Annotated in this window: 18 protein-coding genes; 11 read left to right on the top strand and 7 right to left on the bottom strand. The window is 63.6% G+C overall.

Going from position 1 to position 21753, the window contains the following annotated elements; genetic code table 11:
• Positions 1–15 precede the first annotated feature (15 nt).
• From SMD31_RS06005 to SMD31_RS05995, 3 genes are all read right to left on the bottom strand, one after another.
• Entirely contained in the window at positions 16–531 is a 516-nt protein-coding gene (locus SMD31_RS06005; protein ID WP_320499894.1) for a GNAT family N-acetyltransferase, read from the bottom strand.
• 89 nt (positions 532–620) lie between these two features.
• Positions 621–2903: an NADP-dependent malic enzyme gene (locus tag SMD31_RS06000; protein WP_320499893.1), complete on the bottom strand. Its 2283-nt coding sequence runs from the start codon at positions 2901–2903 to the stop codon at positions 621–623.
• A gap of 271 nt (positions 2904–3174) precedes the next feature.
• The gene (locus SMD31_RS05995) at positions 3175–4209 is read right to left on the bottom strand and encodes a zinc-dependent alcohol dehydrogenase (RefSeq protein WP_320499892.1); all 1035 of its coding nucleotides are present in this window, start codon (positions 4207–4209) and stop codon (positions 3175–3177) included.
• Positions 4210–4359: 150 nt separating this feature from the next.
• Between SMD31_RS05995 and SMD31_RS05990 the strand changes: the two genes are divergently transcribed.
• From SMD31_RS05990 to SMD31_RS05970, 5 genes are all read left to right on the top strand, one after another.
• Complete coding sequence (locus SMD31_RS05990; protein ID WP_320499891.1) at positions 4360–5193, top strand: helix-turn-helix transcriptional regulator; 834 nt, start codon at positions 4360–4362, stop codon at positions 5191–5193.
• A gap of 305 nt (positions 5194–5498) precedes the next feature.
• On the top strand, positions 5499–6680 hold the full coding sequence (locus SMD31_RS05985) for an ABC transporter substrate-binding protein (RefSeq protein WP_320499890.1): 1182 nt from the start codon (positions 5499–5501) through the stop codon (positions 6678–6680).
• A 199-nt stretch (positions 6681–6879) separates the two neighbouring features.
• Positions 6880–7971 carry an ABC transporter ATP-binding protein gene (locus SMD31_RS05980; protein WP_320499889.1) on the top strand — a complete coding sequence of 364 codons (1092 nt, stop codon included), beginning with the start codon at positions 6880–6882 and terminating at the stop codon, positions 7969–7971.
• On the top strand, positions 7968–8840 hold the full coding sequence (locus tag SMD31_RS05975) for an ABC transporter permease (RefSeq protein WP_320499888.1): 873 nt from the start codon (positions 7968–7970) through the stop codon (positions 8838–8840). The genes SMD31_RS05980 and SMD31_RS05975 overlap by 4 nt, the downstream gene beginning before the upstream one ends.
• Before the next feature lie 2 nt (positions 8841–8842).
• A complete protein-coding gene (locus tag SMD31_RS05970; protein ID WP_320499887.1) occupies positions 8843–9673 on the top strand; it encodes an ABC transporter permease in 831 nt (276 codons plus the stop codon).
• On the opposite strand, the gene SMD31_RS05965 is transcribed toward SMD31_RS05970, so the two are convergent.
• Positions 9670–10329, bottom strand: a complete 660-nt coding sequence (locus SMD31_RS05965; protein ID WP_320499886.1) for a hypothetical protein — start codon at positions 10327–10329, stop codon at positions 9670–9672. The two genes, SMD31_RS05970 and SMD31_RS05965, sit on opposite strands and share 4 nt — an antisense overlap.
• A gap of 209 nt (positions 10330–10538) precedes the next feature.
• On the opposite strand from SMD31_RS05965, the gene mutS reads away from it, so the two are divergent.
• The 4 genes from mutS to SMD31_RS05945 all read left to right on the top strand — a co-directional run bounded on the left by mutS (position 10539) and on the right by SMD31_RS05945 (position 17559).
• Positions 10539–13211, top strand: coding sequence for a DNA mismatch repair protein MutS (mutS, locus tag SMD31_RS05960; protein ID WP_320499885.1), 2673 nt, complete (start codon positions 10539–10541; stop codon positions 13209–13211).
• Positions 13212–14589: 1378 nt separating this feature from the next.
• The gene (locus SMD31_RS05955) at positions 14590–15579 is read left to right on the top strand and encodes a Bug family tripartite tricarboxylate transporter substrate binding protein (RefSeq protein WP_320499884.1); all 990 of its coding nucleotides are present in this window, start codon (positions 14590–14592) and stop codon (positions 15577–15579) included.
• Positions 15576–16064 (top strand): tripartite tricarboxylate transporter TctB family protein, encoded by a 489-nt coding sequence (locus SMD31_RS05950; protein ID WP_320499883.1) that lies wholly within the window; start codon positions 15576–15578, stop codon positions 16062–16064. Before SMD31_RS05955 ends, SMD31_RS05950 begins: the two co-directional genes overlap by 4 nt.
• A 4-nt stretch (positions 16065–16068) precedes the next feature.
• Positions 16069–17559 (top strand): tripartite tricarboxylate transporter permease, encoded by a 1491-nt coding sequence (locus SMD31_RS05945; RefSeq protein ID WP_320499882.1) that lies wholly within the window; start codon positions 16069–16071, stop codon positions 17557–17559.
• Here SMD31_RS05945 and SMD31_RS05940 read toward each other — a convergent pair.
• Positions 17556–18059 carry a hypothetical protein gene (locus SMD31_RS05940; protein ID WP_320499881.1) on the bottom strand — a complete coding sequence of 168 codons (504 nt, stop codon included), beginning with the start codon at positions 18057–18059 and terminating at the stop codon, positions 17556–17558. The genes SMD31_RS05945 and SMD31_RS05940 overlap by 4 nt on opposite strands.
• Positions 18060–18229: 170 nt before the next feature.
• Between SMD31_RS05940 and SMD31_RS05935 the strand changes: the two genes are divergently transcribed.
• Positions 18230–18925: an aspartate/glutamate racemase family protein gene (locus SMD31_RS05935; RefSeq protein WP_320499880.1), complete on the top strand. Its 696-nt coding sequence runs from the start codon at positions 18230–18232 to the stop codon at positions 18923–18925.
• Between the two features lie 18 nt (positions 18926–18943).
• Complete coding sequence (locus tag SMD31_RS05930) at positions 18944–19948, top strand: Gfo/Idh/MocA family protein (RefSeq protein ID WP_320499879.1); 1005 nt, start codon at positions 18944–18946, stop codon at positions 19946–19948.
• Positions 19949–20033: 85 nt separating this feature from the next.
• On the opposite strand, the gene SMD31_RS05925 is transcribed toward SMD31_RS05930, so the two are convergent.
• Positions 20034–21347, bottom strand: coding sequence for a sugar-transfer associated ATP-grasp domain-containing protein (locus SMD31_RS05925; RefSeq protein WP_320499878.1), 1314 nt, complete (start codon positions 21345–21347; stop codon positions 20034–20036).
• The gene (locus tag SMD31_RS05920; RefSeq protein ID WP_320499877.1) at positions 21344–21640 is read right to left on the bottom strand and encodes a PepSY domain-containing protein; all 297 of its coding nucleotides are present in this window, start codon (positions 21638–21640) and stop codon (positions 21344–21346) included. Before SMD31_RS05920 ends, SMD31_RS05925 begins: the two co-directional genes overlap by 4 nt.
• Positions 21641–21753 lie beyond the last annotated feature (113 nt).

Raw genomic sequence — 21753 nt, 5'->3', positions numbered from 1 at the left:
TGGGGGCGAGAACGATCAACCCAACTCCTTATAGAAGACGACATTGTCCTCCAGCACGCCTTGGCCGTTCCTGGCATAGCGCGGGATGACGCCGACTTGCCGGAAGCCCAAGCTCCCATAAAGATCGACCACCGGATCGCCGCGCCGCGCATCGAGGGTGAGAAGCGTGCGGCCCAATCGCTTGGCCTCCGTTTCCGCAGCCAGCATCAGCGCGCGCCCCAATCCCTGCCGGCGATGATCGCTGTGGACCAGCAGCTTGGCGATTTCCGCCCGGTGCTGCATGCTGGGCCAGGGGCTGAGGATCAGCTGCACCGCGCCGAGAACTCGGCCCACCTCATCGCGCGCGACCAGGATAGTGCGGTGCGCAAGATCGGCAAAAGCCTTGTCCCAGAAGGCACCTGCCTCGCCCTCTGAGAGCGGCGGCACGAAACCCACCGCCGCACCGTCATCCACCGCATCGATCAACAGCTCGATGAGCGCGAAGCGGTCCTTGGCCGAGACAGGGGCGGTCAGGCTGGCGATCTGGGGCATGGTTCCACTTTCAAGGCGAGGGTCATCTCACGTGAATCTGGCAAGCCAGCCGCCGCAAGGCAACGAGACGAAACGCCGCTTCCTGAACCCTACCGATGCATCGTGCTCAACGGGCTGGTGGCCAGTGAGGCAAAGGCCGCGGCCGTCACCAATTCGTTCACCGTGGCGCCCGTCTGCACGATCTGCACCGGCTTCGAGAGACCGACCAGCACGGGCCCGAAGGACGTGCCGCCCAGTTCCTGCATGAGTTTCGCGGCAATGTTGGCCGAATGCAGCGCCGGCATGATGAGGATGTTGGCGGGGCCTGAGAGGCGCGTGAAGGGATAGAGCTCCTTCATCAGCCCGTAATTCAAGGCGACGTTGGCCTGCATCTCGCCTTCATATTCGAAATCGACCCGACGCTGGTCGAGCACCAGAACGGCCTCGCGGATACGCACCGCCTTCTCGCGCGGCGGGTTGCCGAAATTGGAGAAGGAGAGCAGGGCCACGCGCGGTTCATGGCCCAGCTGTCTTGCAATCGCCGCCGTCTGCACGGCAAAATCGGCGAGCTGCTCGGCCGAAGGAAGTTCATGGACGTTGGTGTCGGCGAGCAGAACCGTGCGCCCGCCAGCCACCAGGATGGTAAGGCCCATCAGGGTCTGGCCCGGACGCGGGTCGATGACGCGCAGCGTGTCATCGAGGCACACATTGAAGCTGCGGGTGACGCCGGTCACCATCGCATCGGCGTGCCCAGCGGCGACCATGCTGGCGGCGAACACGTTGCGGTCCTGGTTGACCATGCGCTGCACGTCGCGGGAGAGGATTCCTTTGCGCTGCAGGCGTTCATAGAGCATGTCGTGATATTGCTGCCGGTGCGGTGTGGTGGCGGCGCTCACCACCTGCAGCCCCTCGGCGTCATGCAGGCTCTGGGCCTTTATCACCTCGGCGATGCGGTCGGCACGGCCGACCAGAACCGGCGTGCCGTAGCCGGCCGAGCGGTAGGCGATGGCGGCGCGGATGACCTTTTCTTCCTCGCCCTCCGCAAAGACCACGCGCTTGGGGTTGTGGCGCACGCGCTCGAAGATGAGCTGCAGCGAATTGGCGGCCGGGTCGAGGCGGCTGGCAAGCGAGGCCACATAGGCGTCCATGTCGATGATCGGCTTCCTGGCCACACCGCTATCCATCGCCGCCTTCGCCACCGCCGGCGGCACATGAGTGATGAGCCGGGGGTCGAACGGCACGGGAATGATGTATTCCGGGCCGAAGCGCAGGCGGCGCCCGGAATAGGCGGCGTCCACTTCATCCGGCACGTCCTCGCGCGCCAGTTCCGCGATCGCATGGGCGGCGGCGATCTTCATCGCGTCATTGATGGTCGAGGCGCGCACGTCCAACGCGCCGCGGAAGATATAGGGGAAGCCCAGCACATTGTTGACCTGGTTGGCATAGTCGCTGCGACCGGTCGCCACGATGGCATCGGAGCGCACGGCATGCACTTCCTCCGGCGTGATCTCCGGGTCCGGATTGGCCATGGCAAAGATGATCGGCTTGGTCGCCATCGCCTTCACCATGGCGGGCGTCACGGCACCCTTGGCGGAGAGACCGAAGAACACGTCGGCGCCGCTCATCGCCTCTTCCAGCGATCGCGCCTTGGTCCTGACCGCATGGGCGGATTTCCATTGGTTCATGCCCTCGGTGCGGCCCTGATAGATGACGCCCTTGGTATCGCAGAGAATGGCATTCTCATGGGGCAGCCCCATGGCCTTCACCAGTTCGACGCAGGCGATCGAGGCGGCGCCCGCGCCGTTCACGACCAGTTTCACGTCCTTGATGTCGCGCCCGGTGAGGTGGATCGCGTTGAGAAGCCCGGCGGCGGCGATGATCGCGGTGCCGTGCTGGTCGTCATGAAAGACGGGGATGTCCATCATCTCGCGCAATTGCTGCTCGATGATGAAGCATTCCGGCGCCTTGATGTCCTCAAGGTTGATGCCGCCGAAGGAGGGGCCGAGATAGCGCACCGAATTGACGAACTCGGTCACGTCCTTGGTGTCGACCTCGAGGTCGATGGAATCGATATCGGCAAAGCGCTTGAAGAGGACGGCTTTGCCTTCCATCACCGGCTTCGAGGCCAACGCACCCAAATCACCCAGGCCGAGGACGGCCGTCCCGTTCGAGATGACCGCGACCAGATTGCCCTTGGCCGTGTAGTCATAGGCCGTGTTGGGGTCCTTGGCGATGTGGAGGCAGGGGTAAGCAACACCCGGCGAATAGGCGAGGCTGAGGTCACGCTGCGTGGTGAGCGGCTTCGAGGCGATGATCTCGATCTTGCCGGGACGCCCGTTCGCATGGAACTGCAGCGCATCTTCTTCGGTGATCGTCGGCTTCTTCGTGTTCATGACCCGGCAAACTCCCTGACCTATTTCGGTAGAGGCTCGCACGAAACGCCGCCAATTTAAAGAGGAACGGCGCGAAGAACAAAGAAGTGAGCGCTGTGGGGATAGTTGCGTCGGCGATGACGCGTGCCATCCCTCCGCCGTCACGGTCGGCGCACTCATCCGTCATGCCCGGGCTTGACCCGGGCATCCACTCTCTCAACTGCTACAGTGGATCCCCGGGTCTTCGCCCGGGGATGACGGCATTCAGTCACAAGGAACGCGTCTGTCTTCCCTACGCGATGTCCAGCACCATGCGGCCGACGATTTTGCCGCGGCGCATGTCGTTGAAGATCTTGTTGATCTGTGTGAGCGGCGCCTTCTGGATCTTGGCCTTCACCAGGCCATTGAGGGCGAACGCCACCGCTTCGTTGAGATCGAGGCGCGTGCCGACATTGGAGCCGGTGACCGTCAGTTCCCAATTGGTGATCTGCGAGATCGAGGTGCGGATCTGGTCGGATTTGCCACCGGGGAGGCCGATATAGGCAACGGTGCCGGCCGGGCGCAGCACGCCGATCGCCTGCTCGAATGCCTGCGGTGCGACGGCGGTGACGACGGCGCCATGGCTGCCGCCGATCTTCGCCTGGATTTCGGCCACGGGGTCGACCTTCTTGGCGTTGACCACCATCTCGGCGCCCAGCTTCTTGGCGAGCTTCAGCTTGACGTCATCGACATCGACCGCGATCACGCGCATGCCCATGGCCACCGCGTATTGCACGGCAATGTGACCCAGGCCGCCGATGCCGAAGATGGTCATCCATTTGCCCGGGCGCACCTTCGTGCGCTTCAGGCCGCGATAGGTGGTGACACCGGCGCACAGAATCGGCGCGATCTCGTAGAGGTTCGCGGTCTTGGGGAGCTTCGCCACGAATTTGGCGTCGGCCACCATGAACTCGGCATAGCCGCCGGGTTTGGTATAGCCGCTGGCCTCGCCGGATTTGCAGATCGTCTCCATGCCGGCCTGGCAGAACTCGCATTGGCCGCAGGCGCTGTACATCCATGGCACGCCGACCGCGTCACCCAGACGAAAGCCTTTGACACCGGCGCCGATGGCGGCGACATGACCCGCCACTTCATGACCGGGAATGAGGGGCAAAGTGGGGCCGGGATTCCAGTCGCCGTCGACCGCATGCAGGTCGGAATGGCACACGCCGCAGGCCGTCACCTTGATCAGGATTTCGCCGGGGCCGGCCTGCGGGATCGGCAGTTTCTCGATCTTCAATGGCGTGCCGGCCTTGCGCTGGATGGCGGCCTTCATGGTCCCTTGCATGTTCCCCTCCGGAAATTTGGCGACATTGACAGCCTTCCGCGGCGCTGGGCATTCTCGGCACCAGCGGCGGATACTTTCGCTGCATGACCCGGAGTATAGACCCTGACTCTTGCCCGACCCCATATCTCCAAAGCGATAGCGGCCGATACGGTGGATTCCGGGCCCCATATCTCCGGCCGCCGCGTGCCGATGACCCGCTCGACCCAGCTCCTCGAGCAATGGAACCGCGGCATCGCCGACATGCTCAGCGCCCTCGACCAGGAAAGCTTCGCGCCGCGTCTGCTGCAATCGGTGACGCGCCTCATCCATTTCGACTTCCTGATGGTCTTTGCCTATCGCGGCGCTGGCAGGCCCTTGGCGCTGGGCGACACGCTTCCCGATCCGCAGCGCCAGGTGGTGATCAACGCCTATTGCGCGGCACCCTATGTGCTCGACCCCTTCTTCCAGCGCGTGGCGGCGGGCGTGCAATCGGGCTGCTATCGCCTGCGGGACATCGCCCCGGACCGCTTCCGCCAGAGCGAGTATTTCCGCACCCATTACAGCCTCACCGGCATCCGCGAGGAGGTGGGGTTCTATTTCCCATTGGGGGATGCGACCGGCGTGCTGTCGCTGGCGCGCTGGGAAGCGAGCCCCGGTTTGGGCCGATCCGACATGGACCTCCTCGAGGCCCTGGCCCCGGCCATTTCCGGCCTTTGCGCCCGGCATTGGGCGAGCGTCGCGGCCCCCGCGAGCCTCACGCGCCCGCGCCTCCGCGATGCCGCCCAGGTCAATGCCGCCTATACCGAATTCGGCGCCAAGCAGCTCTCCGACCGCGAACGCCAGATCGTCTCGCTGATCCTCCAAGGCCATTCCACCGGCTCGGTCGCCCATCTCCTCGACATCTCGGCCGGAACGGTGAAAGTGCACCGCAAAAACATCTACCGGAAGTTAGGCCTCTCGACCCAGGCCGAGCTGTTCGCCGCGTTTCTGAGCTTCGTGGGCTAAAGGCCCCCCTCTCCCTAACCCTCCCCCCACCGCCGACGAATGTCGGCATGCGCCGACTGCGGGGGGAGGGGACTTGATCCAGCTTGAACGCAGTCGTCGTTGCGAACTCGGTAGGACTCCCTCCCCCCAACGTGGGGGAGGGTGGGGGAGAGGGGGCGCGAAGCGCGGCTTCCTGAAACCTCTATCACCCCGGGGATATCGCCAGATGTGCGGAAAGGGGCCACTATGCCACCGGCTTGGCGGGGGCACAGAAGACGCAAGCGCGCGCAAACCAGCCGCCCGCAACTCACCTAAGGGAGGTTGGGATGTCCTGGTATAGCGATCTACCGAAATTCTATCAGAACCAGATCAAGGCGATGGGCCTTGACGATGAAGGCATGTCGCGTCGTCGCCTGTTGAAGACGGCTGGCGCCGCGGCCGGTGCCGCCGCGATGAGCGGCCTTACCTTCGGCCGCTCGGCGCGTGCTGCTGCCCAGATGAGCTATATGTGCTGGGAAGGCTATAACGACGCGCGCATCATCGATCCCTTCAAGGCCGCCAATGATGTCGACATCGCCTTCGACCTCATCGTCGATTCACCGGGCGGTTTTGCGAAGCTCCAGGCCGGCGCCTCGCGCGAGATCGATTTGGTTTCCAGCGACATGCCGTGGGTGACGCGCATGGGTCCGGCGGGCCTGGCGCTGGAACTCAACCCGGATGACTACGCCGACGTCTATGCGACCTTCTACGACCAGTTCAAGCCGCCCTTCGAGCCCTTGATGAACGAGGGCAAGACCATCGGCGTCGCGACACGTTGGGGCTGGGTCGGCGGGTGCATCAACACCGACATCACCGATCCCGACACCTGGCGCTCCTACGATCCGGTCTTCGACGCAAAGAACAAGGACAAGATCTGCGTCATGGATTGGGGCGATTGGCCGATCCTGCCCATGGCGCTCCATGCCGGCATCGACCCCTATCAGGAGCTGGATGCCGCAGCGCTTGATGAAGTGCGCAAGGTCTTGCGCGCCATGTTCAAGAACACCCGCACGCTGGTGGCGGACCTCACGCAGGCACAAAAGGGCCTGCTCGACGGTTCGCTGCTGGGCTGCATCGGTGCCGGTTCCTACCTCACCTCGGCTGTCAGGAAGCAGGGGCACAAGAACATCATCGCCACCGTGCCCGATCCGAAGAACGGCCTGAAGCAGGGCATCATCTGGGTCGAAGCCACCGCGATCGTGAAGGAAACCGACCAGCCGGAACTGGCGCAGAAGCTCCTGAAGCACGTCGTCTCCAAGGAAGCCGGCCACATCCTCTCTCTGCTCGACACCACCTGCAATGTGGTGACGAACAAGGCGGTGGAAGCGCTCTACACCGATGAGGAAAAGAGCATCCTGCAGACCGACTACATGTGGCATGCCTGGGACAATTCCCAGATGCACCGCATCGCCCCCAACATCGACGAGATGCTGGCGATCTGGCAGGAAGAACTGGCGGCGGCGCAGTAAGCTCGCCGACGCTCTATAAATACTTGCGCCCCCGGATTCGGCCCTTTGCGGCCAGTTCGGGGGCGTTTATCTTCAGACGACTCTTGTTGTCATCCCCCGCGACGGCGGGGGATCCACGAGTTTGTCGGCAAGCGAAAAAGCAACTCGTGGATGCCCCGGCCAAGCCGGGGCATGACAAGAAAGAACGAAAAGACGGACAATGGCTGGCGATACGATCCTTGAAATCCGCGACATCCGGAAAAACTTCGGTGCCTATCAGGCGCTGAAAGGTGTGTCGCTCAGCGTGCGGCAGGGCGAATTCATCGCCCTCGTGGGTCCGTCGGGTTGCGGGAAGACCACGCTGTTGAAACAGATCGCCGGTTTCGAAGAGCCGGACAGCGGCAGTCTCTCCATTGCCGGCCAGCCGATGCTGGGTGTGCCGGCCGCCGAGCGCCCGACCTCGATGGTGTTTCAGAAGCTGGCGCTCTTTCCGCATATGACGGTTGCCGACAATATCGGCTTTCCGCTGAAGCTCCGCAAAGTCGACCCGGCCATCATTGCCAAACGCGTCGAGGAGATGATCGAACTGATGCAGTTGAAGCGCGAATATCTGACGCGCTATCCCCGCCAGCTCTCGGGTGGCGAGCAGCAGCGCGTGGCGCTCGCCCGTTCGATGATCTCGGAACCCAAGCTTCTGCTGCTCGACGAACCGCTCTCGGCGCTTGATGTCAAATTGAAGAAGGTGCTGCAGGCGGAACTGAAGCGCCTCCACCGCAGCGTCGGTGTCACCTTCGTCCATGTGACGCATGACCTTGAAGAAGCCATCATGCTGGCCGACCGCATCTGCGTCATGCGCGCGGGTGAGATCCTGCAGGTGGGTGGTCCCAACGACATCTATTACCGCCCGGCGGATACGTTCGTTGCCGGCTTCATCGGCGATACCAACCTCATTCCGGTCGAGCTGCGCGGGCACGCCGTGAGCGCCCCCGGCCTGATCGCCGCCGACCCGACCGTGCCGGCGCAATTCGTGGCGCCGGGCCTTGGTGACGGTCCGGCCTTGCTGATGGTGCGGCCCGAACTCATCACGCCCCTGGCGTCGCATGAGAATGCGGATTTCATTCTCGACGTCACCATCACCGAGGTCTTCTGCAAGGGCGGCACGGTACAGTTCCGCAGTGTCATGACCAACGGCGCGCCGCTCGTCTTCGAATTGCCGGGCGCCTCACGGCAGCCCGCCGATATCGGCGACAAATTGCGCTTAGGCTTCCCCAAGCGCGACATCTATCTCTTCCGCGAGAAGGGTGCAGCATGAACGGCGAGATCGACCGTTCCTGGCGCGACCCGGAATTGCTGGTGAAGGCGCTGCCCAGCGTCATCCTGCAGACGGCGTTTTTCCTGGCGCCGCTCCTCATGACGGTGGCGCTCACCTTCCAGCAGACCAAGAACTACCAGCTGCAATGGACCTGGTCGCTCTTCGTCTGGACCGACATTTTTTCAAAAGGTCATTACTGGACGATCCTGGGACACACGCTGTTCATGGCGATTTCCTGCGTGATCCTGTGCCTCGTCATCGCCTTTCCCGTGGCCTATGCGCTGGCAACGCGTCTGCGCGCCTATCAGAATCACGTCAAGGTGCTGATCACCTTCGCGTTCCTGACCGATGCGACCCTGAAGACCTTCGGCTGGGTGCTATTCCTCGACAAGAACGGTGCCGCTAATTACCTGCTGCAGCAATGGGGCTTCCCGCCAGCGATGGTCGACATCCTCTTCACCGATTGGGCGACGATGCTGGGCATGGTCTATAACCTGCTCTCCTTCGCCATCTTCACCATCTACCTCTCGATCGATGCCATCGACCGCTCGTTGATCCTCGCCGCCTATGATGCGGGTGCCAGCAAGTTCCGCGCCTTCTGGGAAGTGACCTTGCCGCTGGCGCGGCCCGGCATCTGGGCGGCCTCGGTCCTCATCTTCCTGCTCGCCGTCGGCGTGTTCCTGGAACCCAAGGTGCTGGGCGGCGGCAAGTCGCCGATGTCGGCCGAGCTCATCCGCCAGACCTTCGAGACGCGCGTCAACTGGCCGCTGGGGGCAGCGCTCACGTTGGTCCTCATGACGGTCGCGGTCTTCGTCGTGCTCCTCTTCAACCGGGTCTATTCCCTGAAGCGGCATATGGGGCCGGTCTGATCATGGCCTATCCGACACCCACCCCGTGGATGAATGCGCGCGCCGAGGCGCGGCTTGCCAATGTGCTGCTCTATGGTTCGGTGGCAGCCGTGCTCGTCTTCTTCTATCTGCCGATCTTCACCCTCATCGCCTTCTCGTTTCAGGAAGGGCGCTATCCAACCCTGCCCTTCGAAGGCGTGTCGCTGAAATGGTATGGTGCGCTGTTCGAGAATTCGGGGGCGCGGGATGCGCTGTGGAACTCGACCGTCATCGCGATCGCTGCGACCGTTTTTGCCACCGTGATCGGCTCCGCCGCCGCCATCGTTGCCGTACGCTATAAATTCCGCTTCCGGCTGCCCTTCACGGGCCTCAGCGCCGCGCCGCTCGCCTTCCCGCAGCTGCTGCTGGGGATCGTGCTGCTGTTGTGGTTCTCGGTGCTGGGCCGGACGTTCAACTTCAATACCGGAATCGTCACGGCGATCATCGGCCACATCGTCTACATCACGCCCTTTGCGATGGTGATCGTCGCGGTGCAGGTGTTCAATTTCGACAGCACCCTTGAGGATGCAGCGCGCGATTGCGGCGCCACGACCTTCGAAGTCTACCGCTATGTCACGCTGCCGCTGCTCTGGCCGGGCATCTTCTCGGCCGGCATCTTCGCCTTCCTGCTCAGCTGGGGCAATTTCTACCTCACCTACAGCCTGGCTGGTTCGACGCGGACCTTGCCCACCTTCGTCTTCTCAGGGATAGCCACCGGGTCCTCGCCGCTTTATCCGGCGATCGCCACGGTGGTCTTCATTCCCGGCATCCTCCTCGTGATCCTCGCGGACCGGGTGCGGCGGAAGGCAACCTAGAACCACTCGATCTCGAAGCGGCCGATCGGCTGCGTGCCATGATAGATGATGCGGCAGTCCTTGCCGCAGGTGTCGAGGGCCCGGCGTTCGGAGACGAACTCGCCGGCGCAGCCTTCGGACTTCCAGCCGTATTTCCGGATCGTGCACCGCGTCGAGACGCCAAGCTTGTCGCCGGCATCATTGACCGCCAGATAGCGATACTTGTTACTGTTCCGGGAGTTGGTCAGGAAGTTCTCGACGTCCTGGCGCAGGGCGCTGGAGATGCGCAGCTTGGGCGGCGGCGCGCTGACGACCGGCGCCGCCGGCGCGGTATCGACCTGAGACAGCTTGGCGGTTTTCTCGATCTCGTAATCGACCAGGATGTCGCCACGGAACGCGAAGATGACGCAGTCCGTGCCATAGCGTTCGCAGGCAATCAAGGCGTCACGCTTATAGGTGGGGCCGCCCATGCACTGCAATTCGCGGCACCAGATGTAATACGAATTGCGACCGTCGACGCTGACGGCAAAGGCACCGGGCCGGTTGGGTTTGATGGCCTCGGCATATTGCTGGTAGCTGCCCCAGGTTTGGTTGGTGAGGGTGATCTTGCCGACGTGTTTGGGGGTGCTGGTGCAGGCAACGAGCAGGAGGAGGAGGGGTAGGAGGATTCTTTTCATGATTCTGGCCTAGCCTTCTTGCATTCATTGGCGAGAGATAGTCTACTTATCCGACTTTCTTCCTGCGATGTATTTGTATCCATTTATAGTTATTATTTCTATTCATCGATCCCGTATTACGCGCAGAAAAACCCTTAAACCGTCAAGCATTAAAACCGGCTGCGGCATCCGGTAGCGAATCCCCGGGGCCGGTGCTAAGGCTCACGACCATGGACACTCAGCCCTCTCCCGAAACCCCGCAATGGGCGCGCGACACGGCAGATGCGACGCCGATGATGGCGCAGTATCTGGCGGCCAAGCGCGAGCATCAGGACGCGCTGCTGTTCTATCGCATGGGCGATTTCTACGAGATGTTCTTCGAGGACGCGGTGAAGGCCGCGGCCGCCCTCGACATCGCGCTGACCAAGCGCGGTCGCCATGCCGGCGAAGAAATCCCCATGTGCGGCGTGCCGGTGCATGCCCATGACGCCTACATGTCGAAGCTGGTGCGCCAGGGCTTCAAGGTCGCCGTCTGCGAGCAGATCGAGGACCCGGCCGAAGCCAAGAAGCGCGGTTCGAAATCGGTGGTGAAGCGCGCGGTGACGCGCATCGTCACACCCGGGACACTCACCGAGGATGCGCTCCTCGAGGCGCGGCGGCACAATTTCCTGGCCTGCATCACGGAGGCCGGCGGCGAGCTGGGCCTCGCCTGGGTCGATATCTCGACGGGCAGTTTCTTCGTGCAGAAGGTCTCGGAGCGGGATCTGGCCGCCGCCATGGCGCGGCTCGATCCGACCGAGATCCTGATTGCCGACCGGCTCCTTGCCAGGCCCGAGCTTTTCGAATTCTTTGCCGATTACAAGAAGCGCCTGTCGCCGCTCCCCTCGGCGCGTTTCGACAGCGACAATGCCAGGAAGCGTCTCACGGCCTTCCTCGGCACCGCCACGCTCGATGCCTTCGGTGCCTTTACGCGTGCGGAAGTGGCGGCGGCCGGCGCGGTGCTCGATTACGTCGAACTGACCCAGCAGGGGAAGATCCCGCGCCTCTCCGCCCCGCGCCAGGTGGTCGACGGTGCCCTCATGGAGATCGACGCGGCGACGCGGCGTAACCTGGAACTCATCCGGTCGTTGAATGGCGAGCGGCAGGGGTCGCTCCTTGCCACCATCGACCGCAGCCTCACCGGTGCCGGCGGACGGCTGCTGGGCGATTGGCTGTCGGCACCACTGACCGAGGCGCAAGCGATCCTCGCCAGATTGGATCTGGTCCAATATCTGGTGAGCGAGGATGCCTTCCGCGACCGGCTGCGTGACGCCTTGCGCCGCGTGCCGGATCTCGAGCGCGCCTTGTCGCGTTTGACGGCGGGGCGCGGTGGACCGCGCGATCTCGCCAGCATCCGCGACGGTTTGAAGGCGACCGCCGATTTCCGCGCGCTCATCGATGGTCAGCAGGCGGCGGTGCCGGCGCTCCTGCAGATGGCCGCCGCCGATCTTGGCCATCATGCGGAACTGGTCGATCGCCTGGCGCGGTCGCTGGCCGAAGATCTGCCGCTGCTGACACGCGATGGCGGCTTCATCGCCAAGGGCTATCACCCGGAACTCGATGAATACCGCAGCCTGCGCGAGGATTCGCGCACCCTCATCCTGGAACTGGAAGCGCGGCTTAAAAACGAGACCGGCATTCCGGCCCTGAAGATCCGACACAACAATGTCATCGGCTATTATATCGAGGTAACACCGGTTCATGCCGACAAGCTGAAGGGTGATGCGCGCTACATCCACCGCCAGAGCATGGCGAATGCGATGCGCTTCTCGACCGGCGAGCTTGCGGAACTGGAAAGCAAGATCGTCCATGCCGGCGACCGGGCCATTGCCCTGGAGCAGCGCCTCTTCGACGATCTCGTCGCCGAAACCATTCAGCGCGCCGAGCCGATCGCGAAGGCGGCGGGGGCTTTGGCGCTGATCGATGTCGGTACGGCCCTTGCCGAACTGGCGCGCGAAGGCGATTGGGTGCGCCCCGAAATCGATGACGGTGCCGAGTTCATCATCAGCGGCGGGCGTCACCCGGTGGTCGAGGCGGCGCTGGCGAGATCCCAAGGCGGCAGCTTTGTTGCCAATGATTGCGACCTGTCGCCGGATAAGCGCCTGTGGCTGGTGACCGGTCCGAACATGGCCGGTAAGTCGACCTTTCTGCGGCAGAACGCGCTTATCGCGATCCTGGCGCAAATGGGTAGCTTCGTGCCGGCCAGGGCCGCCAAGATCGGCATCGTCGACCGGCTGTTCAGCCGGGTGGGGGCGGCGGACGATCTGGCCCGCGGCCGTTCGACCTTCATGGTCGAGATGGTGGAGACGGCGGCGATCCTCAATCGTGCCACACCGCGCTCGCTGGTGATCCTCGATGAAATCGGCCGCGGGACCGCAACCTTCGACGGTCTCTCGATCGCCTGGGCGTGCCTGGAGCATATCCACGAGATCAATGCGTGCCGCGCGCTCTTTGCCACGCATTACCATGAACTGACGCATCTTGCCGGCACGTTGCCGGCGCTGAAGCCGCAGACGATGCGGGTGATGGAGTGGCAGGGCGAGGTGAAATTCCTGCACGAGATCGGGCCGGGTGCCGCCGACCGCTCCTATGGCATTCATGTCGCCAAGCTCGCCGGCTTGCCGGCTGCCGCCTTGCGTCGCGCCGAGGAAGTCCTCGGCATCTTGGAAAAAGGCGAGCAGGCGGGGGCGCTGTCGCGCCTTGCCGACGATCTGCCGCTGTTTTCGGTGCAAGCGCCAGCAGCGCCGGCATTGCTGAAAGGCAGCGCCGTCGAGGAACGGCTGAAAACGGTCAACCCCGATGAACTCTCGCCCAAGGCAGCGCTCGAGGAACTCTACCGGCTCAGGGGATTGCTCAGCGATTAGCCGTCACTTGGCGCCCCCTCTCCCTAGCCCTCCCCCACGTTGGGGGGAGGGGACTAGAGCCAGTCTGGCGCCGTTGCCACAGCAAACACGGTGAGCGCCCTCCCCCCAACGTGGGGGAGGGTCGGGGAGAGGGGGTTAGCGATGGTTCTCTCCAACTTCCTCGATCTACTTTCGTCTTTCCCTAGGTCCCCATACGGCGCCGCTCGGACAGGTGAGCCGGCCGTGCGTTTCGGCCGTGACGGGCGGAGCTTCCTGCTGCGCCGAAGGGGAATCCGGTCACCGCATCGGATCCGGCGGGGATGGGTGTTTCCTCGACCATCCGCAAGGACGCCCTTGTCACCCCATGGCGCTCGGGGGATCGCTCATCCGTCCGATCCGGGAGGCCGGTTTGAAGCCACCGGCCGGGGCCGCCCCCACAATAAAGGGGAGCCGATATGGTCGGCCTGCGCCTTGGCAAGGCTTGCGCCGATCGACAACCGAGCGGTCCCGGATGGGCACCGGGGAGAATTTGTGTGCACATCTCAACTAGTATCAAATTCCTAGCCGCTTGTCAAGAACAAATTGGGAACTTCTTCAAGGGGCCACAGTCCGGCAGACCCATGGATCCCCGCTTTCGCGGGGATGACAAGTTACTGGATTGGGTGGAGCCGCCCTCCACTGTCATCCCCGCGAAAGCGGGGATCCATGGAAATGACAGTTTACGTCTATCGGGGTGTGAAAACTGAAACTCACGACTTAATAATTAAAATACATATATAACAGATAGATAACTCTGCAGAACCTACCGCGCGTGAGAAAAATCGACAGAGGTTCGAGTTATTCTCGCTCATTTAGCAGTCGGAGACAGTTGAATTGCCGGGCACGGGTGATTATTCATTGTGTAATTCAGTTTCGGAGATTTACACCATGACTTTGCGAAATCTAGCGCGGCTTGGGCTGGCGCTGCTGTTGCTGACGGGTCTGCTGGCGGGTGGCGTCAAGGCCCATGCCGCAGCGCCCGCGGCCATCATCACGCTCTCTTAAAAATAAAAAGCCGGCGCAACCCGCCAGCAGCGGTTTGTCCGTTTGGCGGATCCGGAATCTGAACTGGCCAGGGCCATCAGCGCCTTGCTTCGCGACACGGTCTCCGCCCGACCGATCACGCGCATCCCCATACTCCCGACGTCCGTACCGGCGTCCACATCACCGGCGTCCGTGCCGACGCGCCCCCTACCAAGGGCGTAGTTCCACGCGTGTTGACCAAGGCTCGATTGGCTGCAATGGTCGATGACAGGTGATGCGGGAGGGGAGAGCGCCCGCATTGGCCGAACGTAAAAATAGACGCCAGGCGCCTTGGGGAGGGGCCATGCGCGTTGAGGCTATTTTTCGGGAGGATTCCATGAACGATTTTTCGCGCCGCCAGGTCTTGAAGACCGGTGCCGCTCTCGCTGCCATCTCCGCTTTCGGCATCGGCACCTTACTGTCGCGCGACGCCTTCGCCGCGATCGAGCAACTGACTCTCGTCGCCCCGGCAAAACCCGGCGGCGGCTGGGACCAGACCGCGCGCTCGATGCAGGAAGTGCTGCAAGGGGCCGGCATCGTCTCGGCCGTGCAGGTCGAGAATGTGGCCGGTGCCGGCGGTACCGTCGGCCTGGCGCAGTTTGCCAACCGCAAGGGCGATGCCTCGGCCTTGCTGGTCGGCGGCCTCGTCATGCTGGGCGCCATTCTCACCAACAAATCGCCGGTCTCACTCAAAGACGTGACGCCGCTGGCACGCCTCACCGGCGAATATGAAGTGATCGTCGTGCCGGCCGCCTCCGAGTTGAAGACGATGGGCGATCTGGCGGCGAAGCTCAAAGCCGATACCGGCGCCGTCTCCTGGGGCGGCGGTTCGGCGGGCGGCACCGACCATATCCTGGCCGGGCTCGTCGCTAAGGCCGTGGGTGCCGATGTCACCAAGCTCAATTACGTCGCCTTCTCAGGGGGGGGCGAAGCGCTGGCCGCCATCGTCGGCGGGCATGTGACCTGTGGCGTCAGCGGGCTTGGCGAATTCGAAGCGCAGATCAAGGCGGGCGAACTCCGCGCGCTGGCGATTTCATCGCCGGAGCGCCTGGCCGGCCTTGAGGCGCCGACGCTGAAGGAATCCGGGATCGATGTGGAGCTTGCCAATTGGCGCGGCGTGTTCGGTGCCGGCGAACTTGCCGATGAAGACAAGAAGACCCTGCTGGACGCGGTCGATGCCATGGTGAAATCGGACGGCTGGAAGAAGACGCTCGAAACCAAAGGCTGGATGGATACCTATCTGGCCGGTGATGCCTTTGCCACCTACCTCACCGAGGAAGAGGCGCGCGTCACCACCGTGCTCAAGGAAATCGGTCTGGTTTCGTGAGCGCCGACAACAAGGCGCGGCCACAGCATTGGCAGGAGCGGGGCATTGGCCTCGTCCTGCTGCTGCTGGGCGCTGGTATCATCTTTGGCACATTCAGCGTCGGTGCGCTCCCGGGCCAGGACAGCCTGGGACCGCGTCTGTTTCCGGCGCTGATCGGCGGCGGGCTCATCCTGCTGGGCCTGGCGCATTTTCGCCCCGGCCGCAGCGACACGCGGGAAGGCCATGCCGATGAAGGGCATTGGCCGAGCCTGCTGTGGATGATGGGTGGGCTGGTGCTGGGGGTGATCTGCTACAAGCCGGTCGGGTTCATCCCGGCGGCGCTTGCGGTCTTCGTGCTCACGGCGCGCGGCTTTGCCGGCAGATGGGATTGGCGCCATGTGGTGGCCGGCCTCATCGTGGCGCTCATTGCCTTCTTTGGTTTCACCAAGGGGCTGGGGCTCAATCTCCCGACCGGGATTCTGAAATTCATGCTCGGGGGACATTGACCCGATGGGTACCTTTGACGCCCTGCTGCAGGGCTTTGCCGTCGCGTTCACGCCGGTCAATCTGCTGTGGTCGCTGCTCGGCGTGACGCTGGGGACCGCGATCGGCGTGCTGCCGGGCATCGGCCCGGCGCTCACCATCGCGCTGCTGCTGCCCGTCACCTATCACCTCGACCCCACTGCCGCCTTCATCATCTTCGGCGGCATCTATTATGGCGCCATGTACGGGAGTTCGACGACCTCGATCCTCCTCAACGTACCGGGCGAGACGGGATCGATCGTCACCGCCATCGACGGGCATATGATGGCCAAGAAGGGCCGCGCCGCGGCGGCGCTCGCCACGGCGGCCATCGGATCCTTCGTCGCCGGCACCTTGGCCACGGTAGGCCTCAGCTTCGTCTCGCCGATCATGGTCAAGATCGCGCTGCTGTTCGGCCCGGCGGAATATTTCAGCCTGATGCTGCTCGCTTTCGTCACCGTTTCGGCGCTGCTCGGCTCGTCGATCCTGCGCGGCATGACGTCGCTCTTCATCGGCCTGGCCATCGGCCTCATCGGCATCGACACCCAGACGGGCCAGGCGCGCTTCACCTTCGGCCTGCTGCCCCTGCTGGACGGCGTCGACGTGGTCGTCGTCGCGGTCGGCATCTTTGCGCTCGGCGAAGCCTTCCACGTGGCCTTCCGGGAAGCGCGGCGGCCGGAGGAGATCTCGAGCGTCACGGGCAGCCTGTGGATGTCGCGGGAGGATTGGAGCCGGTCCTGGAAACCCTGGTTGCGCGGGACCGTGCTGGGCTTTCCGCTGGGCGCGCTGCCGGCGGGTGGGACCGAGATTCCGACCTTCCTCTCATATCTCATCGAGAAGCGCCTCTCGAAACGCCCGCAGGAATTCGGGCAAGGCGCAATTGAAGCGGTGGCGGGGCCAGAGGCCGCCAACAATGCGGCGGTGGCCGGTGTGCTGGTGCCGCTCTTGTCCTTCGGTCTCCCCACCTCGGCCACGGCGGCCATTCTGCTTGCCGCCTTCCAGCAATACGGCATCCAGCCGGGGCCGCTGCTCTTCACCAGCAATTCGGCACTGGTCTGGGCGCTGATCGCCAGCCTTTATCTTGGCAACATCATGCTGCTGGTGCTCAATCTGCCGCTGGTGGGCCTGTGGGCGAAGCTGCTGCTGATCCCGCGGCCGATGCTCTATGGCGGGATCATGGTCCTCTCCATGCTGGGCGTCTATTCGCTCAAAAATTCGGTCTTCGATTTGTGGCTGCTGGTCGGCATCGGTGGGGTCGGCTTCCTGATGCGGCAGTTCGAATATCCGGTGGCGCCTTTGGTCGTGGGGCTCATTCTGGGGCCGATGGCGGAAGAACAGTTCCGCCGCGCCTATGCCATCGCGCAAGGGGATATGAGTGTGTTCGTGACGCATCCGATTTCGCTGGTGCTGCTGATCCTCACAGCTGCCTGCGTCATCGGCCCGGCGATCTTGAAGCGGCGGAAGGTCGCCACACCTTAGAGTGGCGGCGGCGGGACCATCTGGAACGCGCGGCGGTTGACGCCGTCGTCGAGATCGACGGCCAGCTTGTAGCGCTGCCAATTGAGGCGATAGGCCGCCATATCGGCAATGCGCAGGCGGATGCGGCTTTCGGTGACGCGGTGGGTTGCCGTGCCGCTGCCGGACCCGAAAAGCGGGAAGCCGATGCCGATGCCGGTCGATACACCGCCGCTCGAGCCGCCGGTGACGCCGACCCCGACATTGGGCTTGAGGCCGCCGCCATCCGAATAAGTCGCGCGGTCAGTGTCGATGGCGAAGGCCTCGGTGGCTTGGCCGGCGGGATCAATGAGCCGCGCCGACTTGACCGGCAAGGGATCGCGCACGGTGACGACGATGACGCTGGCGTCTTCCGGGCTGATGGCGGCAGCCACGGATTCGTCGATGCCGCCGGGCTGCGCCGAATTGTAGCCGCAGGCGGAAAGGGCGAGGAGAGCGAGGATTGTCAGGGTACGTTTCATCATGGATGCAATGGTGGCGCAGAAAAAGCGAGCGGCCTAGTGCAGACACGAAAATGTGAAGTGCTTTCTCCTCCCCCCTGAAGGTGGGGGGCTTTAGAGCGAGGCAGCATTGCACCCACTATCCCGCTGTGATCCACTGCGGGCCGAATTTTTAAGGACACGAAGCGGGGAAAATGCAGCTTATCGGCCTCATTGGCGGGCTTTCGTGGGAATCGACTGCGGAATACTACCGCATCCTCAATCAGGGCGCCCAGGCGCGCCTGGGCGGGGTTCATTCGGCGCGTTCGCTGATCTATTCCTTCGATTTCGGCGAGATCGAGGCTCTGCAGAATAGCGGGAAATGGGATGCGGCCGAGGCGGCGATGGTAGATGCGGCGCGGCGCCTGGAGCGGGGTGGGGCGGATTTCCTGGTCATCTGTTCCAACACCATGCACCGCATGGCGGGTGCAATCGAGGCGGCGGTGAAGCCGCCCTTGCTTCACATCGCCGATCCCACCGGGGCGGCGATCAAGGCGGCGGGGTTGAAGCGCATCGGTCTCTTGGGTACCGGCTTCACCATGGAGCAGCCCTTCTATCGCCAGCGCCTCATCGACAAATTCGGCCTCGACGTGCGCGTCCCCGACGCAGCGGGCCGCAAGGTGGTCCATGACATCATCTATAGAGAACTGGTGAAGGGCATCGTGCGGGATGAAGCACGGGCGGCCTATCGCGACGTGATGGCAAGGCTCGTTGCCGATGGTGCCGAGGGCATCATCCTGGGCTGTACCGAGATCATGCTGCTGGTGGGCGAGAAAGACTCCACCGTGCCCTTGTTCGACACGACGACCATCCATGCCGAGGCGGCGCTGCAACGCGCCCTCCAACAATAGCGAGAGAAAGGACGAGCCATGAAACCGGTCAAATGGGGCATCATCAGCACCGCCGATATCGGCGTGAAGAAAGTGATTCCGGCAATGCTGCGATCGAAAGGCGTCGAGATCGTGGGCCTCGCCTCGCGCGACGAAGCGCGCGCCAAGGAAGCGGCCGTGAAGCTCGGCATTCCGAAATCCTACGGCTCCTATGAAGCACTGCTGGCGGATCCGGAGATCGAAGCGGTCTATAACCCGCTGCCGAACCATCTTCATGTGCCGGTGACCTTGCAGGCCCTCTCGGCCGGCAAGCATGTGCTGTGCGAGAAGCCGATCGCGATGAATGCCACGGAAGCCGGGCAGCTGACCGACGCCGCCAAGAAGGCCGGCAAGCTGGTCACCGAGGCCTTCATGGTGCGCTATCACCCGCAATGGCGCCGGGCGCGGGAGCTGGCGCAATCGGGGAAACTGGGTGCGGTCAGCCTCATCGCCTCGGTCTTCTCCTATTACAACGTCGATCCCAATAATGTGCGCAACATGGGCGATATCGGCGGCGGCGCCCTTTATGACATCGGCTGCTATCCGATCGTCACCTCGCGCTTCGTCTTTGGCGCCGAACCGACGCGCGTCACGGCTGTCATCGACTGGGACCCGACATTCAAGACCGATCGCTTGTCGTCGGCGATTGCCGAATATCCGGGCGGCAAGCATCTGATCTTCTCGACCGCCACCCAATTGGTGCCGCGCCAGCATGTGCAGATTCTGGGGACCAAGGCGCGGGCCGAGGTGATGATCCCCTTCAACGCGCCGCCCAACCAGACCACCACCTTGCGCATCGATGACGGCACGGATCTGACCGGCGCCAATATCGTGACCGAGGTTCTCCCCGCCTGCGATCAATACACGCTGCAGGGCGAGGTGTTTTCGGCCACCATCCGCGGCGAGGCGACGCTGGAATTCGGCATCGAGGATGCGATTAAGAACATGCGCGTCATCGATGCGATGTTCAAAGCGGCGAAGAGCGGGAAATGGGAGACTGTGTGAGGGGGCGATAGGCACCCCTTGAATGAGTTTGTCATCCCCCGCCTTCGCGGGGGATGACAAGTGAAATCGGGGACGACAAAGGAAGTCAGCGCTGCCACTCCAACCGGTTGAGATGATGCCGCAACAGCGGTGCGAGCGGGCTTTGGCCGATGGGCTGGCGGTGCACGCGTTGCAGGAAGGCGACGTCGGGCATGGCATTGCCTTCGACGATGACGATGCCTTCCGGCGTGACGGCGATGTCCCAGCCGAGCAGGATGCGGTCGGTGAAGGCCGCATGGGCCCGGATCGCCGCCGCCTGCACGTCCGGCCAGGCTTTGAGCAATCGACCGCTGACCGGGGCGCCGGTCACCGGGTGGCGGTCATGCCAGCCGAGGACGCCCGCCAATTTGTCGCCGGTCATGGCACCCATGCGCCCGGTCATGAGATCGATGGGGGCGGCGTATTCGGTGCTGTCATTCCACGAGCGTTCCAGCTTGCCGATGACGCGCAGCATGCCGTGCGTCACCTGCGGCACGCCCGCGGAATCGAGGCAGGTGATGACGCGGATGACGATGAGCGATTGGGTCGCGAGATCGGCGATGTCGGCATGGTTCACAAGGCGGGGCTGCACCAGGTAATCGGCCTTCTCGGAGCGGCGCGCCAGCTCATCAAGATAGGCATCGAGCGACAGGACACGGCCATCAGGCAGGCGATAGGCACCAGCCCCTGCATAGCGCAGCAAGGTGGTGTCGCGGGCACCCTTGCCGTGGCGGGGTTTGACGAAGAGATCTTGGCCCGCGGCGATGCCGCTCTGGACCATGGCGAGCTCGCCGCGGATGGCAGTGAGGTAAACCGGCACCGCCGCAACCTGGTGGCGGCGGCAGCGGGTGTGGAAGGCGAGCTTGTCACCGAGCGGATGACGCTCGGCGGCGTGGCGTGGGGCAAGGCGTTTCAATGCGGTGAAGAGGCCGTTCTTGGTTTCGTATCTGGTGAGTGTCTCGGCCGCGCGCCGGTCACGGCCCGCCCGGTAAAGCTCCTGCATGTAATAGGTCTGGGCGTCGAGCCCTTCGCGCCAGGCGAGGCGGGCGATGTCCCAGGCTTGTGCTGCCGCCGTGCGACGGTGGGCGCGTGCCACGGCGGTGGCGAGTTTCGCCCAGCAATAGCCGGCATGGGCGGCCAGCGCCACCTGCCGCAGTAGCGGCCAATGCAGCAGCGGCACAGCTGGATGGCGCGGCTTGTCATAGAGATGGAAATCGCGAAAGAGGCGCCGCGCCTGCCGGCCCAAGCCTTCGGGCGCATGGGCGTGGCCCACGATCGGCCGGGCGCGTTCGCTGGCGATGAAATCGCGCCAGGCATCGGCCGGGGAGCCGATGCGGCCGTCGCCATCGATGACAAACCGGCGGGTGAGGGGTGCGTTCATCGCGGTGTCTCCGCATCCTTCACGATCGTGCCGTCATAGGGGTTGAGCTTCAGCTCGATCTCGGCGCCGTGCTTGTCGGTGCCGGAGAGTTCGTAGCAGCCATGCTCGCTTTCAATCTTGGTGATGCGATAGCCGAGCGTTTGGCCGAACTTCGCCGCCGCTTCATGGGACATCGCGGCAATTCCTTGCGGGGCGCGGCAGACATGATCGTCGCTGGCGACGGCGAGGCCCACGGCGACCGGCAGCGAGCTCAGACCGAAAAAGACGACAGCCGAACTGATTGTTTTCCACATGATGCTCTCCCTCAAATAATGCCGCGGGAACTGGAGTCGGGCGGTGCGATGGGAGGAAGCTAGCGCGATGGCGCTGACGGCTGGGTAACGGCACCTGTCAGCGATCTGTCAGC

Source organism: Dongia rigui, from assembly GCF_034044635.1.
Lineage (GTDB): Bacteria > Pseudomonadota > Alphaproteobacteria > Dongiales > Dongiaceae > Dongia > Dongia rigui.
This window is presented reverse-complemented; position numbering and strand designations above follow the sequence as displayed.